The organism is Thermocrinis minervae (assembly GCF_900142435.1).
GTDB classification, from domain to species: domain Bacteria; phylum Aquificota; class Aquificia; order Aquificales; family Aquificaceae; genus Thermocrinis_A; species Thermocrinis_A minervae.
Genome location: NZ_LT670846.1, coordinates 701,346 through 719,385 on the forward strand (window position 1 = coordinate 701,346; position 18,040 = coordinate 719,385).

Annotated in this window: 16 protein-coding genes; 15 read left to right on the forward strand and 1 reads right to left on the reverse strand. The window is 45.7% G+C overall.

The genetic code is table 11. From position 1 onward, the window contains the following. Positions 1–6 precede the first annotated feature (6 nt). The 6 genes from mog to dnaA all read left to right on the forward strand — a co-directional run bounded on the left by mog (position 7) and on the right by dnaA (position 5,159). Positions 7–537, forward strand: coding sequence for a molybdopterin adenylyltransferase (gene mog / locus B5444_RS03845; RefSeq protein ID WP_079653919.1), 531 nt, complete (start codon positions 7–9; stop codon positions 535–537). Then, on the forward strand, positions 534–1,505 hold the full coding sequence (locus B5444_RS03850) for an ABC transporter permease (protein ID WP_079653920.1): 972 nt from the start codon (positions 534–536) through the stop codon (positions 1,503–1,505). Before mog ends, B5444_RS03850 begins: the two co-directional genes overlap by 4 nt. Further along, positions 1,502–2,245, forward strand: a complete 744-nt coding sequence (locus tag B5444_RS03855; protein WP_079653921.1) for a dihydroorotate dehydrogenase electron transfer subunit — start codon at positions 1,502–1,504, stop codon at positions 2,243–2,245. Before B5444_RS03850 ends, B5444_RS03855 begins: the two co-directional genes overlap by 4 nt. Next, complete coding sequence (locus B5444_RS03860; protein ID WP_079653922.1) at positions 2,245–2,862, forward strand: riboflavin synthase; 618 nt, start codon at positions 2,245–2,247, stop codon at positions 2,860–2,862. Before B5444_RS03855 ends, B5444_RS03860 begins: the two co-directional genes overlap by 1 nt. Further along, positions 2,859–3,845, forward strand: a complete 987-nt coding sequence (locus tag B5444_RS03865) for an aldo/keto reductase (RefSeq protein WP_079653923.1) — start codon at positions 2,859–2,861, stop codon at positions 3,843–3,845. The genes B5444_RS03860 and B5444_RS03865 overlap by 4 nt, the downstream gene beginning before the upstream one ends. A 105-nt stretch (positions 3,846–3,950) precedes the next feature. After that, a complete protein-coding gene (dnaA, locus tag B5444_RS03870) occupies positions 3,951–5,159 on the forward strand; it encodes a chromosomal replication initiator protein DnaA (protein ID WP_079653924.1) in 1,209 nt (402 codons plus the stop codon). 25 nt (positions 5,160–5,184) lie between these two features. On the opposite strand, the gene B5444_RS03875 is transcribed toward dnaA, so the two are convergent. After that, positions 5,185–7,161, reverse strand: a complete 1,977-nt coding sequence (locus B5444_RS03875; RefSeq protein WP_079653925.1) for a TonB-dependent receptor — start codon at positions 7,159–7,161, stop codon at positions 5,185–5,187. A gap of 167 nt (positions 7,162–7,328) precedes the next feature. Between B5444_RS03875 and thpR the strand changes: the two genes are divergently transcribed. The 9 genes from thpR to mgtA are packed head-to-tail and all read left to right on the forward strand — an operon-like array spanning position 7,329 to position 18,016. Next, positions 7,329–7,886: an RNA 2',3'-cyclic phosphodiesterase gene (thpR, locus tag B5444_RS03880; protein ID WP_079653926.1), complete on the forward strand. Its 558-nt coding sequence runs from the start codon at positions 7,329–7,331 to the stop codon at positions 7,884–7,886. Then, complete coding sequence (gene purM / locus B5444_RS03885; RefSeq protein WP_079653927.1) at positions 7,879–8,883, forward strand: phosphoribosylformylglycinamidine cyclo-ligase; 1,005 nt, start codon at positions 7,879–7,881, stop codon at positions 8,881–8,883. The genes thpR and purM overlap by 8 nt, the downstream gene beginning before the upstream one ends. Continuing rightward, entirely contained in the window at positions 8,867–11,188 is a 2,322-nt protein-coding gene (bamA, locus tag B5444_RS03890) for an outer membrane protein assembly factor BamA (RefSeq protein WP_079653928.1), read from the forward strand. Before purM ends, bamA begins: the two co-directional genes overlap by 17 nt. Beyond that, complete coding sequence (gene thiD, locus B5444_RS03895; protein WP_079653929.1) at positions 11,188–11,985, forward strand: bifunctional hydroxymethylpyrimidine kinase/phosphomethylpyrimidine kinase; 798 nt, start codon at positions 11,188–11,190, stop codon at positions 11,983–11,985. Before bamA ends, thiD begins: the two co-directional genes overlap by 1 nt. Positions 11,986–12,042: 57 nt before the next feature. Next, positions 12,043–13,032 carry a phosphate ABC transporter substrate-binding protein PstS gene (gene pstS, locus B5444_RS03900; protein WP_079653930.1) on the forward strand — a complete coding sequence of 330 codons (990 nt, stop codon included), beginning with the start codon at positions 12,043–12,045 and terminating at the stop codon, positions 13,030–13,032. A 2-nt stretch (positions 13,033–13,034) separates the two neighbouring features. Next, positions 13,035–13,955 carry a phosphate ABC transporter permease subunit PstC gene (pstC, locus tag B5444_RS03905; protein ID WP_079653931.1) on the forward strand — a complete coding sequence of 307 codons (921 nt, stop codon included), beginning with the start codon at positions 13,035–13,037 and terminating at the stop codon, positions 13,953–13,955. A gap of 9 nt (positions 13,956–13,964) precedes the next feature. After that, positions 13,965–14,834 (forward strand): phosphate ABC transporter permease PstA, encoded by an 870-nt coding sequence (pstA, locus tag B5444_RS03910; RefSeq protein ID WP_079653932.1) that lies wholly within the window; start codon positions 13,965–13,967, stop codon positions 14,832–14,834. Positions 14,835–14,837: 3 nt separating this feature from the next. Beyond that, positions 14,838–15,590: a phosphate ABC transporter ATP-binding protein PstB gene (gene pstB / locus B5444_RS03915; RefSeq protein WP_079653933.1), complete on the forward strand. Its 753-nt coding sequence runs from the start codon at positions 14,838–14,840 to the stop codon at positions 15,588–15,590. Further along, entirely contained in the window at positions 15,587–18,016 is a 2,430-nt protein-coding gene (gene mgtA, locus B5444_RS03920; RefSeq protein WP_079653934.1) for a magnesium-translocating P-type ATPase, read from the forward strand. The genes pstB and mgtA overlap by 4 nt, the downstream gene beginning before the upstream one ends. The last annotated feature ends 24 nt before the right edge of the window (positions 18,017–18,040 follow it).

The window sequence follows — 18,040 nt, forward strand, 5'->3', positions numbered from 1 at the left end:
TCTTACATGGAAAAGGCAAAGATAGGCGTCCTTACTGTTTCTGATAGAGCCAGCAGGGGAGAGTATGAGGACATAAGCGGCAAAGCTATCATAGAGTACCTCAATGAGGTCATCACAAGCCCTTTTGAAGTGGTCTACCGTGTTGTACCGGACGAGAGAGATCTTATAGAGGGTGCTCTCATACATATGGCAGATGTAGAAGGATGTTGCCTTATACTTACCACGGGTGGTACTGGTCCTGCTCCTAGAGATGTTACACCGGAGGCTACCGAGGCCGTATGTCAAAAGATGCTTCCAGGCTTTGGAGAACTTATGCGCGCCGTGTCTTTAAAGCAGGTCCCCACTGCTATACTCTCAAGGCAGACGGCTGGCATAAGGAACAAAACCCTCATCGTTAACCTTCCTGGAAAACCCCAGTCCATAAGGGTGTGCCTTGACGCTGTCTTTCCAGCCATTCCCTACTGCATAGATCTCATAGGTGGACCTTACATAACCACTGACGAGTCTAAGGTAAAAGCTTTCAGACCTAAAGGATGAAGTTTTCTCTGACCATAATAACCATATTCCTGCTTATGGCCCTCTTTGCCCCTTTCATAGCACCCTACCCTTATGACCTTCAAAACCGTAAAGCTCCTTACCATCCACCAACGCGAGTACATATCTTCAAGGACGGTAGCCTTACTTTCCCTTACGTAAACCTATACAGGCTAAAGGATCCTATCTTTAAGGTATACGAAGAGGATGTTAGCGTCTCGTGCAGGCTTGAGTTTTTTACTCACACTACTTACGGCTTTAAGCTTTTGAGTACAAGAGAACCTTGTCATGTGTACTTGCTTGGAACTGATCAGCTGGGAAGGGATGTATTCTCAAGGATAGTCTACGGTGCAAGAGTTCCCTTGTCTGTAGGTTTTATGGGTGTGCTCGTGACCTTTACGGTGGGTGCTTTGGTGGGTGGTTTTTCTGGGTACATGGGTGGCAAGGTAGATGCCTTTATAATGAGGCTGGTGGAGGTGCTATTGGCCATACCCACCTTTTACCTTATGCTGGCCCTTAGGTCCATCTTTCCCATAACCATGGAGAGCTTTGAGGTGTTCTTGATGGTCATCTTCATAATCTCCTTCTTGGGATGGGCAAGTATAGCCAGGGTGGTAAGGGGTATGGCTCTGTCTATCAGGGAGAAGGAGTTTGTTCTTGCTGCCAAGACTTATGGAGCTGGCCACTTGAGAATAATAGTAAAGCATATACTTCCCAACACTTATTATTACCTTATAGTATCGGCTACCCTGTCCTTTCCTGCCTACGTACTGGCTGAGTCTTCCTTGAGCTTCTTGGGCCTTGGTGTACAGGAACCTTTTCCAAGCTGGGGCAACATGCTAGCTTACGCTAAGAATATCACGGTCCTTACTAACTACCCTTGGCTTCTTTCTCCAGGTGTAGCTATCTTCCTCCTGGTGCTTGCCTTTAATCTGTTGGGTGATGAACTTTTAAGGAGAAATAGAGTATGAAGGACCATACGTGTAGGGTGCTAAAGAATCGACACATTTCTGGTAGGCTCTACCTTTTGGAACTTTCCTGTCCTGGCATGGAAACGCCTAAGGCAGGGCAGTTTTTGATGCTAAAGGTTTCCAAAAGCCTTGATCCTATGGGAAGAAGAGCTTTTGCAGTGGCTGACTTGAGAGAAGACAGACTTCTCATCTTCTACGATGTGTACGGGCGTGGTACTTACCTTCTTTCTCAAGTAAGGGAAGGGGAAAGCCTTGAAGTCTTTGGGCCTCTTGGGAAGGGCCTTTTCAACAAGGATGGAGAAAAGCATCTTCTCATAGGTGGTGGTGTGGGTCTTGCAGGTCTTACCTTGCTTGCCAAGGAGCTAAGGTCTGAGGGCAAGAGGGTTTTTATAGCCTACGGTGGTAGGACAAAGGAACACCTCGGCATGGAAGAGTGGCTAAAGGAAGAAGGTTTTGAATACGAGCTTTTCACTGAAGACGGAAGTTTAGGCAGGAAGGGGAAGGTGGTGGAAGTGCTAAAAGACTTTGACAGCTCGTGGATAGTACATGCATGCGGTCCTAAAGCCATGCTCAAAGCACTTCAGAGGATAGAAGGCTACAGAATATATCTCTCTTTAGAGTCACGCATGGCATGTGGTTGGGGTGTGTGCCTGGGATGTGTGGTAAAGGAAAGAAATGGTTCTTACGTGAGGGTATGTTACGAAGGTCCTGTATTCGATGCCAATAGGGTAGAGCTCTGATGTTTACGGGTCTTGTGCAGGAGGTAGGGAAAGTCCAAGACCTTAGGGTATCATCCTCAGGTGGTAGGCTTGTGGTAAGCTCTTCCTTTGAGGACCTTAAGCTAGGGGAAAGTGTGGCGGTTAACGGAGTTTGCCTTACCCTTGTGGAAGGTAGGGATGGGCTAATGACCTTTGACCTGTCTCCGGAAACCCTAAGCAGGAGCAACCTAAGGCTTTTGAAGAAGGGAGACCTTGTCAACCTAGAGAGAGCTTTGAGGGCGGATGATCGCCTGGGTGGGCACATACTACAGGGACATGTGGACTGTATGGGAAGGATAACCAGGCTGGATAAGCTAGGCGAACACTGGACACTCGAAGTGGAGTTACCAGACACCCTGTATGTTGTGGAGAAGGGATCTATAGGTATAGATGGTATAAGCTTGACGGTAAACTACATAAGGGGCAACACAGTAAGCATAAACGTCATACCTCACACCTACCACAACACCAATCTGAAGGTCAGGAAGGTAGGAGACTATGTAAACGTGGAGTTTGATGTGATCGGAAAGTATGTAATAAACTACCTTTCGAAGACAAAGAAGAGCTTTGAAAAACTTCTGGAGGAGTTTTTGGGATGAACCTGTCTAAGTTAGGCATTGGGACTTACTTGGGTGAGCTAGACCAGAAGACTAGCGAAGGCTACAAAGAGGTTATAAGGGAAGGCATAAGGCTTGGCATAAACGTGGTGGACACGGCCATAGTCTACAGGTACATGAAGAGCGAGAGGGATATAGGCCAGGTGTTACAAGAGGTAGGAAGAGAAAAGGTTTTCCTATCCACAAAAGGTGGATACGTACCCTACGACTACGACCTTGGCCAAGACCCAAAGGATTACTTCTACGAGAACTTTGTAAACACTGGTATTATAAAGCTTGAGGAGATGACCCCCCAGGGACACTACCTGGGAGCTAGCTTTATAGACTGGTGCTTTAACAAAAGCTTGGAAAACCTCAGGACGGATTACATAGACGTATACTTTCTACACAACCCTGAGGAGCAACTCAACTTCTTCCCAAGAGAGACTTTCTACAGGAAGCTAAGGGAGTGTTTTGAACTCTTGGAACATAAGGTAAAGGAAGGAAGGCTAAAGTACTACGGACTTGCCACTTGGAGCGGCTTTAGAGTTAGCCCTTCCTCAAGGATATACCTTGACCTAAGCCAGATCCTTTCTATAGCTAGGGAGGTAGCAGGTGAAGATCATCACCTTAGGTTTATACAGCTTCCATACAACCTAGGCATGCCGGAGGCCTTTACACTCAAAAACCAGGAGGTAAATGGGAAGAAGCTCTCCACAATAGAAGCTTGTAAAGAGCTTGGCCTTTACATCTACACGAGTGCCAGCATATACCAGGGGAACGTGATAGGAAGGGTACCACACAAGCTAAAGGAATTCTTCGGTACCGATGACGACGTGCTCACAGCCCTTGCATTCGTGATAAACACGCCAGGTGTTGGGACTGCTCTCGTAGGTATGAGCAAAAAAGAACACCTCTTGCACAACGTGAAGGTCCTCGGGCTTCCTCGTATACCTGAGGAGAGGTTTCTCACCCTCTTTGGATAAAACTTTGTCCTTACCTTAGGTTATAGGACACACCATGAGGAGGCCATGAGGGTAACGTATGAAGTTTTACCTTTTACAAGGAAGACAGGTTTAAATAGGTAAAAGATGCAAGAGGGTATAAAGTTCCTAAAGCTCATAGAGAGGTTAGACAGGCTGGCCCTGTCCATATTCCAAAAGTTCGTGATAGAAGAGTACCAGGATCATGTAGTGTTGAGGGCTCCTTCTGAGGAATACAAGGCTTGGGCAGAAAACTACATAAGGACAAGGCTCATAGGCTTTCCAAAAAGGCTTGAAGTAGTCTTTGAAGAGAAGCATAAGAAAGGCATAGCCTACCATGTGGTAGACAAGTACACCTTTGACAACTATGTGGTGGGGCCTTCAAACGAGCTTGTGTACAAGGTCTGTCTTGAAGTAGCACAAAACCCTGGTACAGCCTTCAACCCTCTGTTTATATACGGTGGTGTAGGTCTAGGAAAGACGCACCTCCTGCATGCCATAGGTAACCTAGCAGCCTCTAAAGGTTACAAGGTAGCCTATACCTCAGCTAACGATTTCTCAGACGAGATGGTGAAGTTCTTGAAGGCGGATAACATAGAAGCCTTCAGAGAAAAGTACACGAACCTAGACATACTCCTACTGGACGACATACAGTTTTTGGCTGGCAAGGAAAGGACACAGGTAGAGCTCTTCAGGATATCCGAGAAGATGATGGCCCAGGACAAGCAGATAGTCCTCGTCAGCGACAGACATCCTAAAGACCTTAAAGACATACCTGACAGGCTCATAAGCAGGTTTGAGAGTGGACTCGTCCTACAGGTAGGCCTTGACGATAAGACCAAGCTATCCATAATAAGGCAAAAGCTTGCTCTCATGGGACTTCCTATAGACGAGAAGGTAGTAAACTACATCTTTGAGAACACGGGCTACAACGTAAGGGAGATAGAGGGTGCTATTAAGACACTGAAGGTGGTTGGGGTTGAAAAAACCCTTCAGAGCGCTAAGGAAAAGAGGAATGTGGACCTGGATTTTGTAGTATCCTTTGTAGCCAAGAGCTTTGGACTAAAGCCCTCAGAGCTTTTGAAGGACTCAAGGGAGAAGAAGATTCAAAACGCCAGGCAAGTAAGCATGTACCTTGCCAAGAAGGTGATAAACTGCTCCTACGTGGAGATAAGCAGGTACTTTGGAAAGAAGGACCACACCACTGCCATATACGCCGTCAAAAAGGTAGAAGAGAGGATGAGGACAGACAGAAAGTTTAACTATATGGTAAGCTTCCTAGAGAAGAGCCTGTTGGAAGCAATAAGGAAAAGGTAAGGGGCAAGAGCCCCCTGGCTATGGCTTAGAAGCTGTAAGAGGCAGAAAGGTAGAAGGTCCTTCCAGGTTCAGGCACCTTAACACCAGTGGAGAAGGGATTCCTCACGTAAGACAGGTAAGAGTAATACTTTTTGTCAAGTAAGTTGTCCACACCTGCGTTTACAGTAAGACCCTTGTAGTTTACACCAGCCTTGAGGTTCAGCACGGCGTAGCCTGATGTTCTTTGCTCGTTCACGTCCGAGTCTACCTTGTACTGTGTTGCGAAAGCCACCATCTCAAGCTCTCCAAAGTACAGACCAGTGTCGTACCTTAGAGCCACTCTTCCGTTCAGAGGAGGAATCTCGGCTACATCCTTGTCTTTTATGTTCTTGTTAGGTTTTGTATCCTTTCTTGCGTCTACGTAAGCGGCGGAGGCAAGTACAAAAAGGGTATCTGTCAGAGAGAGCCTATCTTCCAACTCAAAGCCAAAGAACCGTGCGTTCACGTTGGCGTAGGACATAGCCTGGTTGTTCATGCTCCCTGAGGTGTTGTTTATCTTGTTTTGCTTGTAAAGGGTTATGTAGTCCATCACGTAGCTGTAGTAGAGGTTTGCCTTAAAGAGGTTTCTGGGTGTTGAGTGTCTGAGTCCTAGGTCCAGCTGCGTGTTTCTGGAGGGCTTTAGCTCTGGGTTTCCTACCCAATCCCAACCGGACATCCTTTTAAAGGCAAAGTACCTTTCCTGAGGATCTGGTACCCTCACAGCATGACCTAAGCCCATAAAGATCTCAAGGTCTTTGGCCGGCTTGTAGGTCAGCTGGATGTTTCCGGATGGGTATACGTCCGTCTTGGAGGTGCTCCTTGTACCATGGTAGTCAAAGTAGAGGTTTGTGTTGGCTTTGGAGCTGTCCGCCTCGGTTTTGGTGGTGTCAAGCCTGAGGCCTGCCGTCAGCTTAAGATTTTGCCCTACATCCTTTGTGTACTGTCCGTAAACTCCAAAGCTCTTTACATCCACGTCCGGTATTACGTTCTGGGACATGTTCATCATGTAGTTGATAGCGTCCCAGTTTCTGTAGTATGCTTCAAATCCCATAAGGAGACCTTTCCAGTTTCCTTCTAACCTTCCACCGTAAGCCTTGGTCTTGGCATCCGTTGCCATGTAGGGTGAGATCCTGTACCTTGAGTCCATCCAATGATCCACGTCTGAGTAATAGAGCTCTAAGTTCAGTAAATCTTTTACCTTGTACTTTAGACCAAACCTATTTGCGTTGTCGTACACGGCATCCATCATAAGAGCAGGATAAAGAACATGATCCATCTTCTGTTTTGTGTAGGAGACCTCCAGTTGGTGCCCTTCTATGGGTGAGAACCCAAACCTTAGCCAACCTGTCCTTATGTTAAAGGCTGTAGAGTTTATGGCGTCGGCTTTGTAGTTTGCATACTCGGTTATCCTCTTACCATCCCCATCCTTATAAGGCTTTGAATATCTGTAAGAAAAGCCTGCCAGCCCAAAGAACTTGTCATCCGCGTAGGATATACTGCCCGATGGGTTGAAAAAGCTGAAAGATCCTGCCGAGAGGTTAAGGTTCATGTGGAAGCCCGGCTTAGGTCTTTTTAGCTCTACTACCACTGTTCCAGCCATCGCTCCAGCATGTCTTACATCGTAAGGGCCCTTTACCACCTCAACCTTTTGAACCTCGGAAAAGTCTACGTGTGCTTCAGGTGGGTCCATTCTGTTGGGGCACGCACCATAGATGTAGACACCGTCTAGGTCTATGCGTATGTTGTCCCTTCTGAAGCCCCTTAGCACTATCTCGTTGGCTATAGGACCCTTGCGCAGAAAGTAGAGTCCTGGAATCTTCTGAAGGGCTTCACCCAGATCCTTTGCAGAGCTCTCTCTTACCTCCCTTATCTCCAGCGAGTCAGTGAAGGGCTCCCTTTGGGCTTTAACCCTTATCTCTTCTAAGAGAAGCTCCTGAGCAAAGGCTACACTAAAGATGGCTGTAAACAACACTACGCTCCTCATGTTAACCCCCTGCCTAAATTTTACCATATTTTAACGATAAATTAACAAGCTTGTAAGAAAAAAGAGGGGCCAAGCCCCGAAGGAGGTGTACCATGCGAGAGGATTTCTATTTTAATTTTATCATAAATTTAACAACCGTGTCCTTAATGCTATAATGCTAAAGGTACATGGTTAGACTGTTTGTAGGTACCTTCGTAACAAACAAGCTTCAAGAGCACATTGAGAAGCTGCAGGAAGAGGCTGAGGATATAATCAAGGGTAAATGGGTAGAGCCCCAAAACCTACATATTACCTTACAGTTTATTGGCGAGGTGGATGAGAAAAAAGTTATGAGTATAATAAAGGCTGTGCAGGACGTCTCAAGGAGATTTCCTCCCATAGAGGTCAGGTACAGGTCCCTGGGTGTCTTCCCAGACTTGGACAGGGCTAGGGTTCTGTGGATAGGTGTAGATCAGGGTCATGACAAACTTAAAGCTTTGGCCAAGGCTGTTGAGAGGGCAAACCTTTCAGCTGGCATCAGGAGAGACGGCAAGCCTTTTTATCCACACGTAACCGTATGTAGGATAAAGGAGTTTAACAGGAAGGGTCTTAAGGACCTCTTGAGGAGGTACGAAAGGACCTCTTTCTGCGAGGATACTATAAACAGCATAGCTGTGATAAAAAGTTCCTTGACTAGTGTAGGACCCATTTACAGCGTGTTGGAGGAGTTTGTGCTAAATGGCTGAAGGATGGACCTACGAAAAAGCTGGTGTCAGTTTGCAGAGAGCTGATGAGTTTGTAGAGTACATAAAGAAAAAGGCAAAGGATTTTTCTACTCTTCTTTTTGGAAGCTTTTCCAGTGGTGTGGAACTGCAGGGATATAAGGAACCCGTCATCATGATGTCATGCGACGGTGTTGGGACAAAGCTCAAGGTTGCCCAGAGCGTAGGTGTTCACAACACAGTGGGTATAGATCTCGTAGCTATGAACGTCAACGACCTTATAACCTCGGGAGCAAAACCCATAGGCTTTATGGACTACATAGCTACTGGCAGGATAGAGCTTGATATTCTAAAACAGGTAATAGATGGCATAGTGGAGGGATGCAAGAGGGCCGAGACTCCTCTGGTTGGTGGAGAGACTGCAGAAATGCCAGACTTTTATCCAGATGGAGTTTACGACCTTGCTGGCTTCTGCGTTGGTGTATGTGAAAAAGAAAGACTCATAACAGGCAAGGATATAAAGGCTGGGGACATTATAGTAGGACTACCCTCCTCCGGTTTTCACAGCAACGGCTACAGCCTTATAAGGAAGATTTTAGAGAACAAGGGAGTATCATACACAGACTTCGTTGAGGATCTAAACGCTAAGGTTTGGGAGATCCTCCTCATACCTACCAGGATATACTGGAAGGAGGTAAAGACACTTCTGGAGGCTGGTGTGATACCCAAGGCAATGGCTCACATCACCGGTGGTGGTATAGGTGGGAACCTGATAAGGGTCCTACCTGAAAACAAAAGGGCAGTTGTAGAGAAAAAGAGGCTTCCAAAAAAGCCTGAGTTTGAGTGGATAAAAGATCTTGGAAAGGTAGAGGAAAGGGAGATGTTCAGAGTGTTCAACATGGGTGTAGGTTTTATGTTTGTACTGTGTCCTACTGTTGTGGATACTGTGTTGTCTCTGCTAGGAGATGCCTTTGTATGCGGCTACATAGAAGAGGGAGAGAGAGATGTGGTTATTGCTTAGTCTTCTTCTGTTTACCTTTTCCTTCTCCCAGGTGATAGACAGGATAACCATAGAGGGCAACAGGTACGTGCCCGAGGACGTAATAACGGGGCTTTTAAAGTCCAGGGTGGGTTCTGAATACTCACCCGACCTTGTACGTGAGGACATAGAAAGGCTTTGGAGAACTGGCTTCTTCGAGAGCCTTGAGGTCTATAAAGAGGAAAAAAATGGAAGAGTAGAACTCATCTACAAGGTAAAGGACCTTCCCGTCATCTACAAGATAGAGTTCGTTGGAAACAAAAAGATAAAGTCTGAGGATCTGGAGAAAAAGATAGGCATAGAGACAGAAGTGGGAAAGATAGACGTAGAAGAGCTCACAAAAGGATTTACCTCCTCTCCTGCTCTTGAGGAGAAGCTAGAGGTCCAGAGGAAGCTAAAGCTTGGAAGGGTGTTAAGCCTAGAAGAGCTTGAGCTTATAAAGAGAAGGATTCAGCAGGCTTACTTTAAAGAGGGTTATCCCAACGTGGAGGTAAGCTACGAGATAGTTCCCAAGAAGGGAGCATCCAAGGTGGTCTACTACATCAAGGAAGGTGAACCCGAGTACGTCTCCTCCATAACCTTCATAGGAAACAAAGCCTTTAGAAGCGGTAGACTGCTTGATCTTATGGAGACAAAACCCCCAAGCCTTATTGCCTTTAGGTTCAAGCCACCCTACAGTGAGGAAGTTCTGAAGGAGGATATAAAGAAGATAGAGGACTTTTACAGGTCCGAGGGTTTCCTAGAAGCCAAGGTTTCCTACAGTGTAAAGGCTGAAGGACCCAAGCGTAACATAACCATAAAGATAGAGGAAGGACCAAGGTACAAGCTCAAGAGTCTAAAGGTTGAAGGCAATAACTACTTCTCTTACTCGGAGATAGTTCAAAACATCCTTAAAAAGAATAAGGGCAACTTCTACAGGAGTGAAGTCATAGACAAAATAATCCAAAATGCCAAAGATCTGTACTCTTCCATAGGATTCCTTAACGTAGAGGTTTCTAAGGATGAAAAGGTGGATCCAAGGGAAAAGGTGGTTGAGGTGACCCTTAAGGTAAACGAGGGAGAACCCGTCTACGTAGATCAGATACACATAAAGGGCAACTACGAGACTAGAGACTATGTGGTAAGAAGGGAGCTGAGATTTCAGGAAGGAGAGCTGGCAAACCAAGGGGAGATAGAGAGGTCCAAAACCCGTATATTTAACCTCGGTTACTACCAGGATGTAAGCATAGAACCTGTACCGAAGGAGAGGAACAAGTGGGATTTCGATGTAAGACTCATAGAAAGATTTACGGGACAGTTCTCTATAGGTCTGGGCTACAACCAAGTGACTAAGCTCTCCGGCTTTGTATCCGTGCGTAAGGGTAACTTCTTAGGAACGGGAGATATAGCAGGCATATCCGTATCTTATGGTTCTTACTACAAGGACAATTCCCTCTCTTACACCAAAAAGTGGTTCCTAAACAAACCCATAGATCTCACCGGCTCTCTTTATGACAGGCGCATAGACTACACCACATACACGGTAGAAAGGACTGGCTTGGACTTTATATTCTCAAGGGAGTTTGCCGAGTACTGGAAAGCTTATGTGGGTACTAGCGTTCAGAGGGTAAGATACTCCAACATATCCCCAAACGCCTCGCCTGTGATACAACAGGAGGCTGGTACAAGACAGTCCAGGAAGCTTCTCTTCGGTATCCAGAGAGATACAAGGGATAATTACCTTATGCCTACCAAGGGAGCCCTAACTACCTTAGATTACTCGGTGGCCGTGCCGGTACTAGGTGGTAACGAAAGGTTCAACAAGGTGGTCCTCTCCCACCAACAGTTCATAAAGGATAGCATCTTTGATACAGGTCTAATACTTGCCCTTAGGGGTACCGTGGGCTTCGTTGAGCCTTACGGAAGCAATAAGACGGTTCCTTTGGATGAAAGATTCTTCGTAGGTGGTGACTTTACCATAAGAGGATACAAGTATGGTTACGCTGGACCCCTTGACCCTAATACGAACGACCCTGTGGGTTCTACCAAAGAGCTGATCCTTTCAGCAGAACTAAACTATCCTCTTTACAAAAACGTACTCTACGGTGCCATCTTCTATGACACTGGTTTGGGAGCGAACAACCTCAAGGACTTCAAACTTCAGAACTTTAGAAGTGGCTTTGGTGCAGGCATAAGGTTCATAACACCCTTTGCCCCTATAAAGCTTGATCTGGCTTTCAAAACAAAGAAGGTACCAGGAGACACATCCAGGTCTAAGATTCACTTTGTGTTAGGATTTTTCTTCTGATGGTGCCAAGAGCGTTAACCATAGCGGGTTCTGACAGTTCTGGTGGTGCGGGTATACAGGCAGACCTTAAAACCTTTACCGTGCTGGGTGTGTATGGTATGACGGCCATAACCTCCATAACAGTGCAGAATACTGTAGGAGTGTACCGCGTGGTAGACCTCCCTCCGGAGGTAGTCTACGAGCAGATAAGGGTAGTATGTGAAGACATAGGTGTTGACTCGGCAAAGACAGGCATGCTCTCCAACGCTCATACAGTAAAGGCGGTGGCCAGGGCAGTGAGAGATTTCAAAATAGAGAAGCTCGTAGTAGACCCAGTCATGAGGGCCAAATCAGGAGACCCACTTTTAAGGCTCCACGACAGGCATACCCTTATAGAGGAAATAGTCCCGCTGGCCTACATCATAACACCCAACATACCAGAGGCCCAGGAGCTTTGCGGCTTTGAGATAAAGAACGTGGAAGACATGAAAGAAGCCTGCATAAGTATACATTCTTTAGGTGCCAGGAATGTTCTTCTCAAAGGTGGGCACATAGAAGGCTCTGTAGTGGTGGATGTACTCTACGACGGGAAGGAGTTTACCATGATAGAAAGGCCACGCATAAACACCAAGAATACCCATGGAACTGGCTGTACTCTCTCGGCAGCCATATGCGCTTTCCTAGCAAAGGGGCTACCCTTAAAGGAGGCTGTTTTAAAGGCAAGGGACTACCTACAGGGAGCTGTGGAGAACTCCTTAAACCTAGGGAAGGGCCATGGACCCCTAAACCATATGTGGACGCTTCGGACCTTAACGTAACCTTAACAAAAACCAAGTAGCATTATCATAGCAATACTTTTACAAGGAGGTAACCAGATGAAGAAGGCGATAGCTCTCCTGACGCTAGTGGGTTCTGTGGCTATGGCTGTAGAGATAACCGGTGCAGGTTCAACTTTTGTATATCCCATACTATCAAGGTGGGCTTATGAATACGGAAAGGCCACAGGCAACAAAGTAAACTACCAGTCCATAGGTTCTGGTGGTGGTATTAGACAGATCATAAACAGGACCGTGGACTTTGGAGCATCGGATGCACCCCTTGAGCCCGAAGAGCTAAAAAAGCATAATCTCTTACAGTTCCCCATAGTAATAGGTGGAGTTGTGCTGACGTACAACATACCCGGGGTGAGAGTGCCCATAAACCTGGATGGACAGACAGTATGCCACATGTATCTGGGCGAGATAAAAAGCTGGAACGATCCATCCATACAGAAGCTTAACCCCAACGTAAAACTTCCCAACGTCCCTATAGTGGTAGTACATAGGTCCGATGGATCTGGAACTACTTGGATATTCACAAACTGGCTCTCCAAGGTGTGCCCCGAGTGGAAGGGAAAGGTAGGTTATGGAACATCTGTGAACTGGCCTGCAGGTATAGGAGCTAAAGGTAGCGAGGGTGTTGCTAACTATACAAGAAGAACTACCGGTGCTATAGGGTATGTAGAGTACATATACGCAAAGCAGAATAACTTACCCATGGCTAGGGTAAAAAACAGGGCTGGTATGTTTGTAGAACCTTCCATAAAGACCTTCCAAGCTGCAGCAGCAAACGCCTCTTGGAAGAAGGAACAGCATTTTTACGAAATCCTTACAGACCAACCTGGTAAGGATTCCTACCCCATAGCTGGTGCTACCTTTATACTCTTGGCTAAGGACCAACCCGAGAGGTCAAAGAAGGCGGTACAATTCTTCAAATGGATCTACGATCATGGAGATAGGATGGCAGAAAGTTTGAACTACATACCCATGCCTCAAAAAGTTAAGAAGCTTATAGAAGATTACTGGAAGGAGAATGGGGTGTTCTAAACATGAACAAACTGTTGAACGCTGTATTCGGCTACAAGCTTAAATTCTGGGCCCTCTTTGTGGGCCTTCTTTTTCCTATAGCAATGTCCTTGGTACTTCTGCATGAATCTAGATTGGCCATAGAGAAGTTTGGCTTTTTGAATTTCTTAACAAACACCAAGTGGGATCCTGTGGCCGAAGAGTTTGGCGGTGCTACCATGATAGTGGGCACCCTAATAAGCACCTTAATAGCCATATTTCTTGCCACACCTGTAGCCATAGGCATAGCCATATTTTTAACGGAGTTAGCTCCTAGAAAGCTTGCAGGAATCCTGTCAACCCTTACAGAGCTCCTTGCGGCCATTCCTTCCATTATTTACGGTATGTGGGGTTTCTTTGTACTCGCACCTCTCATGAGTCAAAAGGTAGAACCTTTCCTTCAGAGGATTTTTGGAAATATACCCATCATAGGACAGCTTTTCTCGGGGTATCCCACAGGTTTGGACGTACTCACCACGAGCCTCGTTCTATCCATAATGATCATGCCCTTTACCACATCTGTCGTAAGGGAAGCTTTTATGTTAGTGCCAGACGTAATGAAAGAATCTGCTTATGGTTTGGGCGCCACCAAGTGGGAAACCATAAGGCATGTAGTTATTCCGTACACAACATCGGGTATAGTGGGTGGTGTTATACTATCTACTGGTAGGGCTTTGGGTGAGACTATGGCGGTCACCTTCTTGGCCGGTAACGTACCTCAGATACCTAAATCTCTCTTTGACAGTTTTACAACCGTTACTGTAACCCTTGCCAACCAGTTTACAGAAGCAGACACAGACCTCTATCTTTCTTCCCTATACTACCTTGCGCTCGTTCTGTTCGCTATATCCTTTTCCACCTTGATACTTTCTAAAGTCCTCTATATGAGGATAGGTAAGAGATAAGGTAGAAGGATGAAAAGAAGAAAGCTCAAGAACGCTTTCATGCTGTTTTTGTTCACACTTATGGCAGCTTACGGTCTATTTTGGCTCTTTTGGATCCTTGGGTCTGTTTTTATGGAAGGTGTAAGTTACCTAACTCCTTCTCTGATACTGGAAGACCCTACTCCGCCTGGTGTAGAGGGTGGTGGGTTAAGACCTGCCTTTGTGGGCCACTTCATCATAACCTCCATAGCAACCCTTATAGGCATCCCTATAGGTATAATGGCCGGTATATACTTTGCCGAGTACAGGGAAGATAAGCTCGTCGAAATACTCAGAAACGTAACAGAGCTAATGGTAAGTACACCATCTATAGTGATGGGAGCTGTTGTGTATGCCTTCTTAGTGAAACCTTTACACCACTTTAACGCCCTTGCTGGCAGCGTCTCATTGGCTCTGCTCATGGTACCTGTCATAGCAGTCGCTACCAATGAGATGTTAAGGCTCATACCTCAACAGATGAGAGAAGCCGCTTATGCTCTTGGTGCCTACAAGTGGCAGATGATATGGCATGTAACTCTGAAGGCAGCCAAGAAGGGCATAATAACTGCTGTCCTTCTGGGGGTAGCTCGTATATCTGGCGAGACTGCACCCTTGCTGTTTACCGCTTTCAACAACACAGACCTTAGTTTCAACCTACTCAAGCCTATGGCTTCTCTTACTGTTAACATATTCAACTATGTGATGGGGCCATACGACTACTGGCACAAACAGGCTTGGGCAGCAGGCTTTATACTAACAATGGGTGTTTTACTCTTCTCCATACTCGCGAGGCTTACGCTACGCACGGACTTCTCTAGGATCTTCTCGGGCATAGTGGACTCCATATTTAAAAGGAGGTAAAGGATGAACGTAAAGATCCAGGTAAAGGACCTTAATTTCTACTACGGTAAGAACAGAGCACTGGAGAACATAAACATGCCCATCTACGAGAAAAAGATAACCGCCATAATAGGACCTTCCGGATGTGGAAAGACGACGCTCCTTAGGTGCTTTAACAGGATGCACGACCTTTACCCCAACATAAGGTATGAAGGTGAAATCCTTCTGGACGGTAAGAACATACTCGGGAAGGATGTGGACCTTATAGAGCTAAGAAGCAGGGTGGGTATGGTGTTCCAAAAACCCACACCCTTTCCCATGTCTATATTTGACAACGTGGCCTTTGGACTAAGGCTTAAGGGTATAAAGGGAACGGAGCTAAAGGACAGAGTAGAGCAAGCTCTAAAGGATGCTGCCCTTTGGGATGAGGTCAAAGACAGACTAAAGCAGAGTGCCTTTTCCCTGTCTGGTGGTCAGCAGCAGAGGTTGTGCATAGCTAGGGCTATAGCTGTAGAGCCAGAGGTTCTTTTGTGTGATGAACCTACATCAGCCCTTGACCCCATATCTACGGCTAGCATAGAAGAGCTTTTGATAAAACTCAAAAGCAGGATAACCATAGTAATAGTCACGCATAACATGCAACAGGCGGCGAGGATTTCCGATTACACAGCCTTTATGTACATGGGCAAGCTCATAGAGTTTGACCTTACTGAAAAAATATTCACAAAACCCTCTCAAAAGCTTACGGAAGATTACGTAACCGGAAGGTTTGGATGACCTCAGGGTACCAAGGGCTTTCTAGCCGTGAAGCAAAGGAAAGACTAAAGGTACACGGATACAACACAGTAAAGGAAAAAGAAAGGTATAAGTATCTAAAGCTCATACTAAACCAATTCAAAGATCCCTATTTAATACTACTTTTGATAGTGGCTAGTCTGTCTTTCTTCTTGGGAGACAGCACAGATGCCGCGATCATAATGCTCATAATACTTGTAAGCAGTCTCATTGAGTTCTGGCAAGAGCTCAAGGCTAACATAACCGTAGAAAAGCTTTTAGAAGTCACCGAGGTACGTACCAACGTTATCAGAGACGGTAGAGAAGTGCAAATCCCGCTTAAGGAAGTGGTTCCAGGAGATCTGGTTATCCTTACAGCCGGTGATATGATACCCGGGGATTGTAAGCTCATAGAGGCAAAAAACTTGTTTGTGAACGAATCTTTGATAAGCGGGGAATCCTTCCCTGTAGAGAAGAGGGATGGAGATGTGCTTTACATGGGTACGCATGTTATGAGCGGTTTTGGAGTAGCCCAGGTTTTTGCTACGGGTAAGGATACCGAATACGGAAAGCTCGTGCAGAGGCTAAAGCTCGGTAAAGAGGAAACATCATTTGAACTAGGTCTAAAGAGCTTTGGCTTTATGCTCCTCCAGGTGGCTACCCTCTTGGTCCTCTTTGTGTTCATGGTAAACGCGCTCATGCATAAAGGAATTTTGGACTCCTTGCTCTTTGCCCTTTCTTTAGGTATAGGCATAACTCCTACACTTCTACCAGCCGTTATAAGTGTTGGTCTTTCTTATGGTGCATCAAGGCTTGCAAAGCGTGGAGTTTTGGTAAAAAGACTTACAGCTATACAGAACCTTGGAAGCATGGATGTACTTTGCAGTGACAAGACGGGCACGCTCACCATAGGTCAGATGAAGGTCCAAGGTTGGGTAGGTGTAGATGGAAAGGAATACAAAAAGGTCCTTGAACTGGCTTATCTTAACTCTTACTTTCAGACGGGTTATAGGAATCCTGTGGACGAGGCTATAAAAGAGGCAAGACCAGAATCCATCAGGATTGAGGACTACCAAAAGCTGGATGAACTTCCTTACGACTTTAACAGGAAGAGGCTTTCTGTGCTGTTAAAGTCCAAAGAGGGGAACATACTGGTGACCAAAGGCGCTTTTGATCATGTACTTGAAGTATGCTCCCATGTAGAGGTAGGAGAAGACAACTCTGTGGATGTAGAAAAGCATAAAAAAAGCATAGAAAGGCTGTATGAAAAGTACAGCAGAGAAGGTTATAAGGTGATAGCAATAGCCTATAAGTATGTGTCTAAAGAAGATGTTTCTTACGAGGATGAGAGCGATATGGTCTTTACGGGTTTTCTGCTTTTACAGGATCCTCTAAAGCCCGATGCTAAAAGGCTCATAAACAGTTTGAGGGATGTAGGTGTGGAGTTGAAGATAATAACAGGAGACAACAGACATGTGGCCATGCATATAAAGGAAGCCCTTTCTTTAAAGGGTGACATCCTTACTGGAAAAGACATAGAAAGACTATCAGAGGAGGCTTTGATAAGAAAGGTAAAGACTACGGCCATTTTTGCTGAGCTTACTCCACTTCAAAAGGAAGAAGTAATAATGGCCACAAAGAAGGCTGGCCATGTAGTAGGTTATGTGGGTGATGGCATAAACGACGTGGCGGCCATGCGCGTAGCAGACATAGCCATAAGCGTGGAAAACGCCGTAGACATAGCAAAAGATACCGCAGATGTTTTACTAATGAGGGAGGACCTAATAACCATAAGGACGGCTGTGCTTGAAGGAAGAAGGAGCTTTATAAACACTATGAAGTACCTTTTCGTACAGACTAGTTCTAACTTTGGTAACGTTTTCTCCATGGCTGGTGCTTCCCTCATAGTACCCTTCATACCCATGCTACCAAAACAGGTCCTCATGCTTGGTCTTCTGTCTGTGATAGCACTTTTGAGCGTTCCTATGGATAACGTAGACCGTGGGTGGATAATGCAGCCAAAGAGGTGGAATATAAACTTTATAAAGAAGTTTATGTACGTCTTTGGTCCAGCAAGCTCCCTGTTTGACTACATAATGTTTCTTTCCTTGCTTTACGTGTTCAAAGTAGACACTCACACTTTTAGATCTGCATGGTTTTTAGAAAGTTTAACCACACAAGTTTTCGCTATAGCCATACTCAGAACGAAGATGAGATTCTATGAAAGCAGGCCATCAAAGCTCTTAACGCTTACACTCATCTTGACAGTAATCGCTGGTCTGCTCATCCCCTTCACACCGCTGTCAAGCATGCTCGAAGTTTACACCTTACCCATGGTGCTGTACTTTTTTATTCTGTTAGTGACTCTTACTTATCTTATCCTCATAGAATTTTTGAAAAGTATTTTCTACAGTAGAACAGACCTTTAACATGGACTGTTAAAATATTCAACC

What these genes read in the sequence shown, in the direction of transcription:
- mog (WP_079653919.1), top strand. Translation starts at nt 7, where the DNA reads ATGGAAAAGGCAAAGATAGGCGTCCTTACTGTTTCTGATAGAGCCAGC.
- B5444_RS03850 (WP_079653920.1), top strand. Translation starts at nt 534, where the DNA reads ATGAAGTTTTCTCTGACCATAATAACCATATTCCTGCTTATGGCCCTC.
- B5444_RS03855 (WP_079653921.1), top strand. Translation starts at nt 1,502, where the DNA reads ATGAAGGACCATACGTGTAGGGTGCTAAAGAATCGACACATTTCTGGT.
- B5444_RS03860 (WP_079653922.1), top strand. Translation starts at nt 2,245, where the DNA reads ATGTTTACGGGTCTTGTGCAGGAGGTAGGGAAAGTCCAAGACCTTAGG.
- B5444_RS03865 (WP_079653923.1), top strand. Translation starts at nt 2,859, where the DNA reads ATGAACCTGTCTAAGTTAGGCATTGGGACTTACTTGGGTGAGCTAGAC.
- dnaA (WP_079653924.1), top strand. Translation starts at nt 3,951, where the DNA reads ATGCAAGAGGGTATAAAGTTCCTAAAGCTCATAGAGAGGTTAGACAGG.
- B5444_RS03875 (WP_079653925.1), bottom strand. Translation starts at nt 7,161, where the DNA reads ATGAGGAGCGTAGTGTTGTTTACAGCCATCTTTAGTGTAGCCTTTGCT.
- thpR (WP_079653926.1), top strand. Translation starts at nt 7,329, where the DNA reads ATGGTTAGACTGTTTGTAGGTACCTTCGTAACAAACAAGCTTCAAGAG.
- purM (WP_079653927.1), top strand. Translation starts at nt 7,879, where the DNA reads ATGGCTGAAGGATGGACCTACGAAAAAGCTGGTGTCAGTTTGCAGAGA.
- bamA (WP_079653928.1), top strand. Translation starts at nt 8,867, where the DNA reads ATGTGGTTATTGCTTAGTCTTCTTCTGTTTACCTTTTCCTTCTCCCAG.
- thiD (WP_079653929.1), top strand. Translation starts at nt 11,188, where the DNA reads ATGGTGCCAAGAGCGTTAACCATAGCGGGTTCTGACAGTTCTGGTGGT.
- pstS (WP_079653930.1), top strand. Translation starts at nt 12,043, where the DNA reads ATGAAGAAGGCGATAGCTCTCCTGACGCTAGTGGGTTCTGTGGCTATG.
- pstC (WP_079653931.1), top strand. Translation starts at nt 13,035, where the DNA reads ATGAACAAACTGTTGAACGCTGTATTCGGCTACAAGCTTAAATTCTGG.
- pstA (WP_079653932.1), top strand. Translation starts at nt 13,965, where the DNA reads ATGAAAAGAAGAAAGCTCAAGAACGCTTTCATGCTGTTTTTGTTCACA.
- pstB (WP_079653933.1), top strand. Translation starts at nt 14,838, where the DNA reads ATGAACGTAAAGATCCAGGTAAAGGACCTTAATTTCTACTACGGTAAG.
- mgtA (WP_079653934.1), top strand. Translation starts at nt 15,587, where the DNA reads ATGACCTCAGGGTACCAAGGGCTTTCTAGCCGTGAAGCAAAGGAAAGA.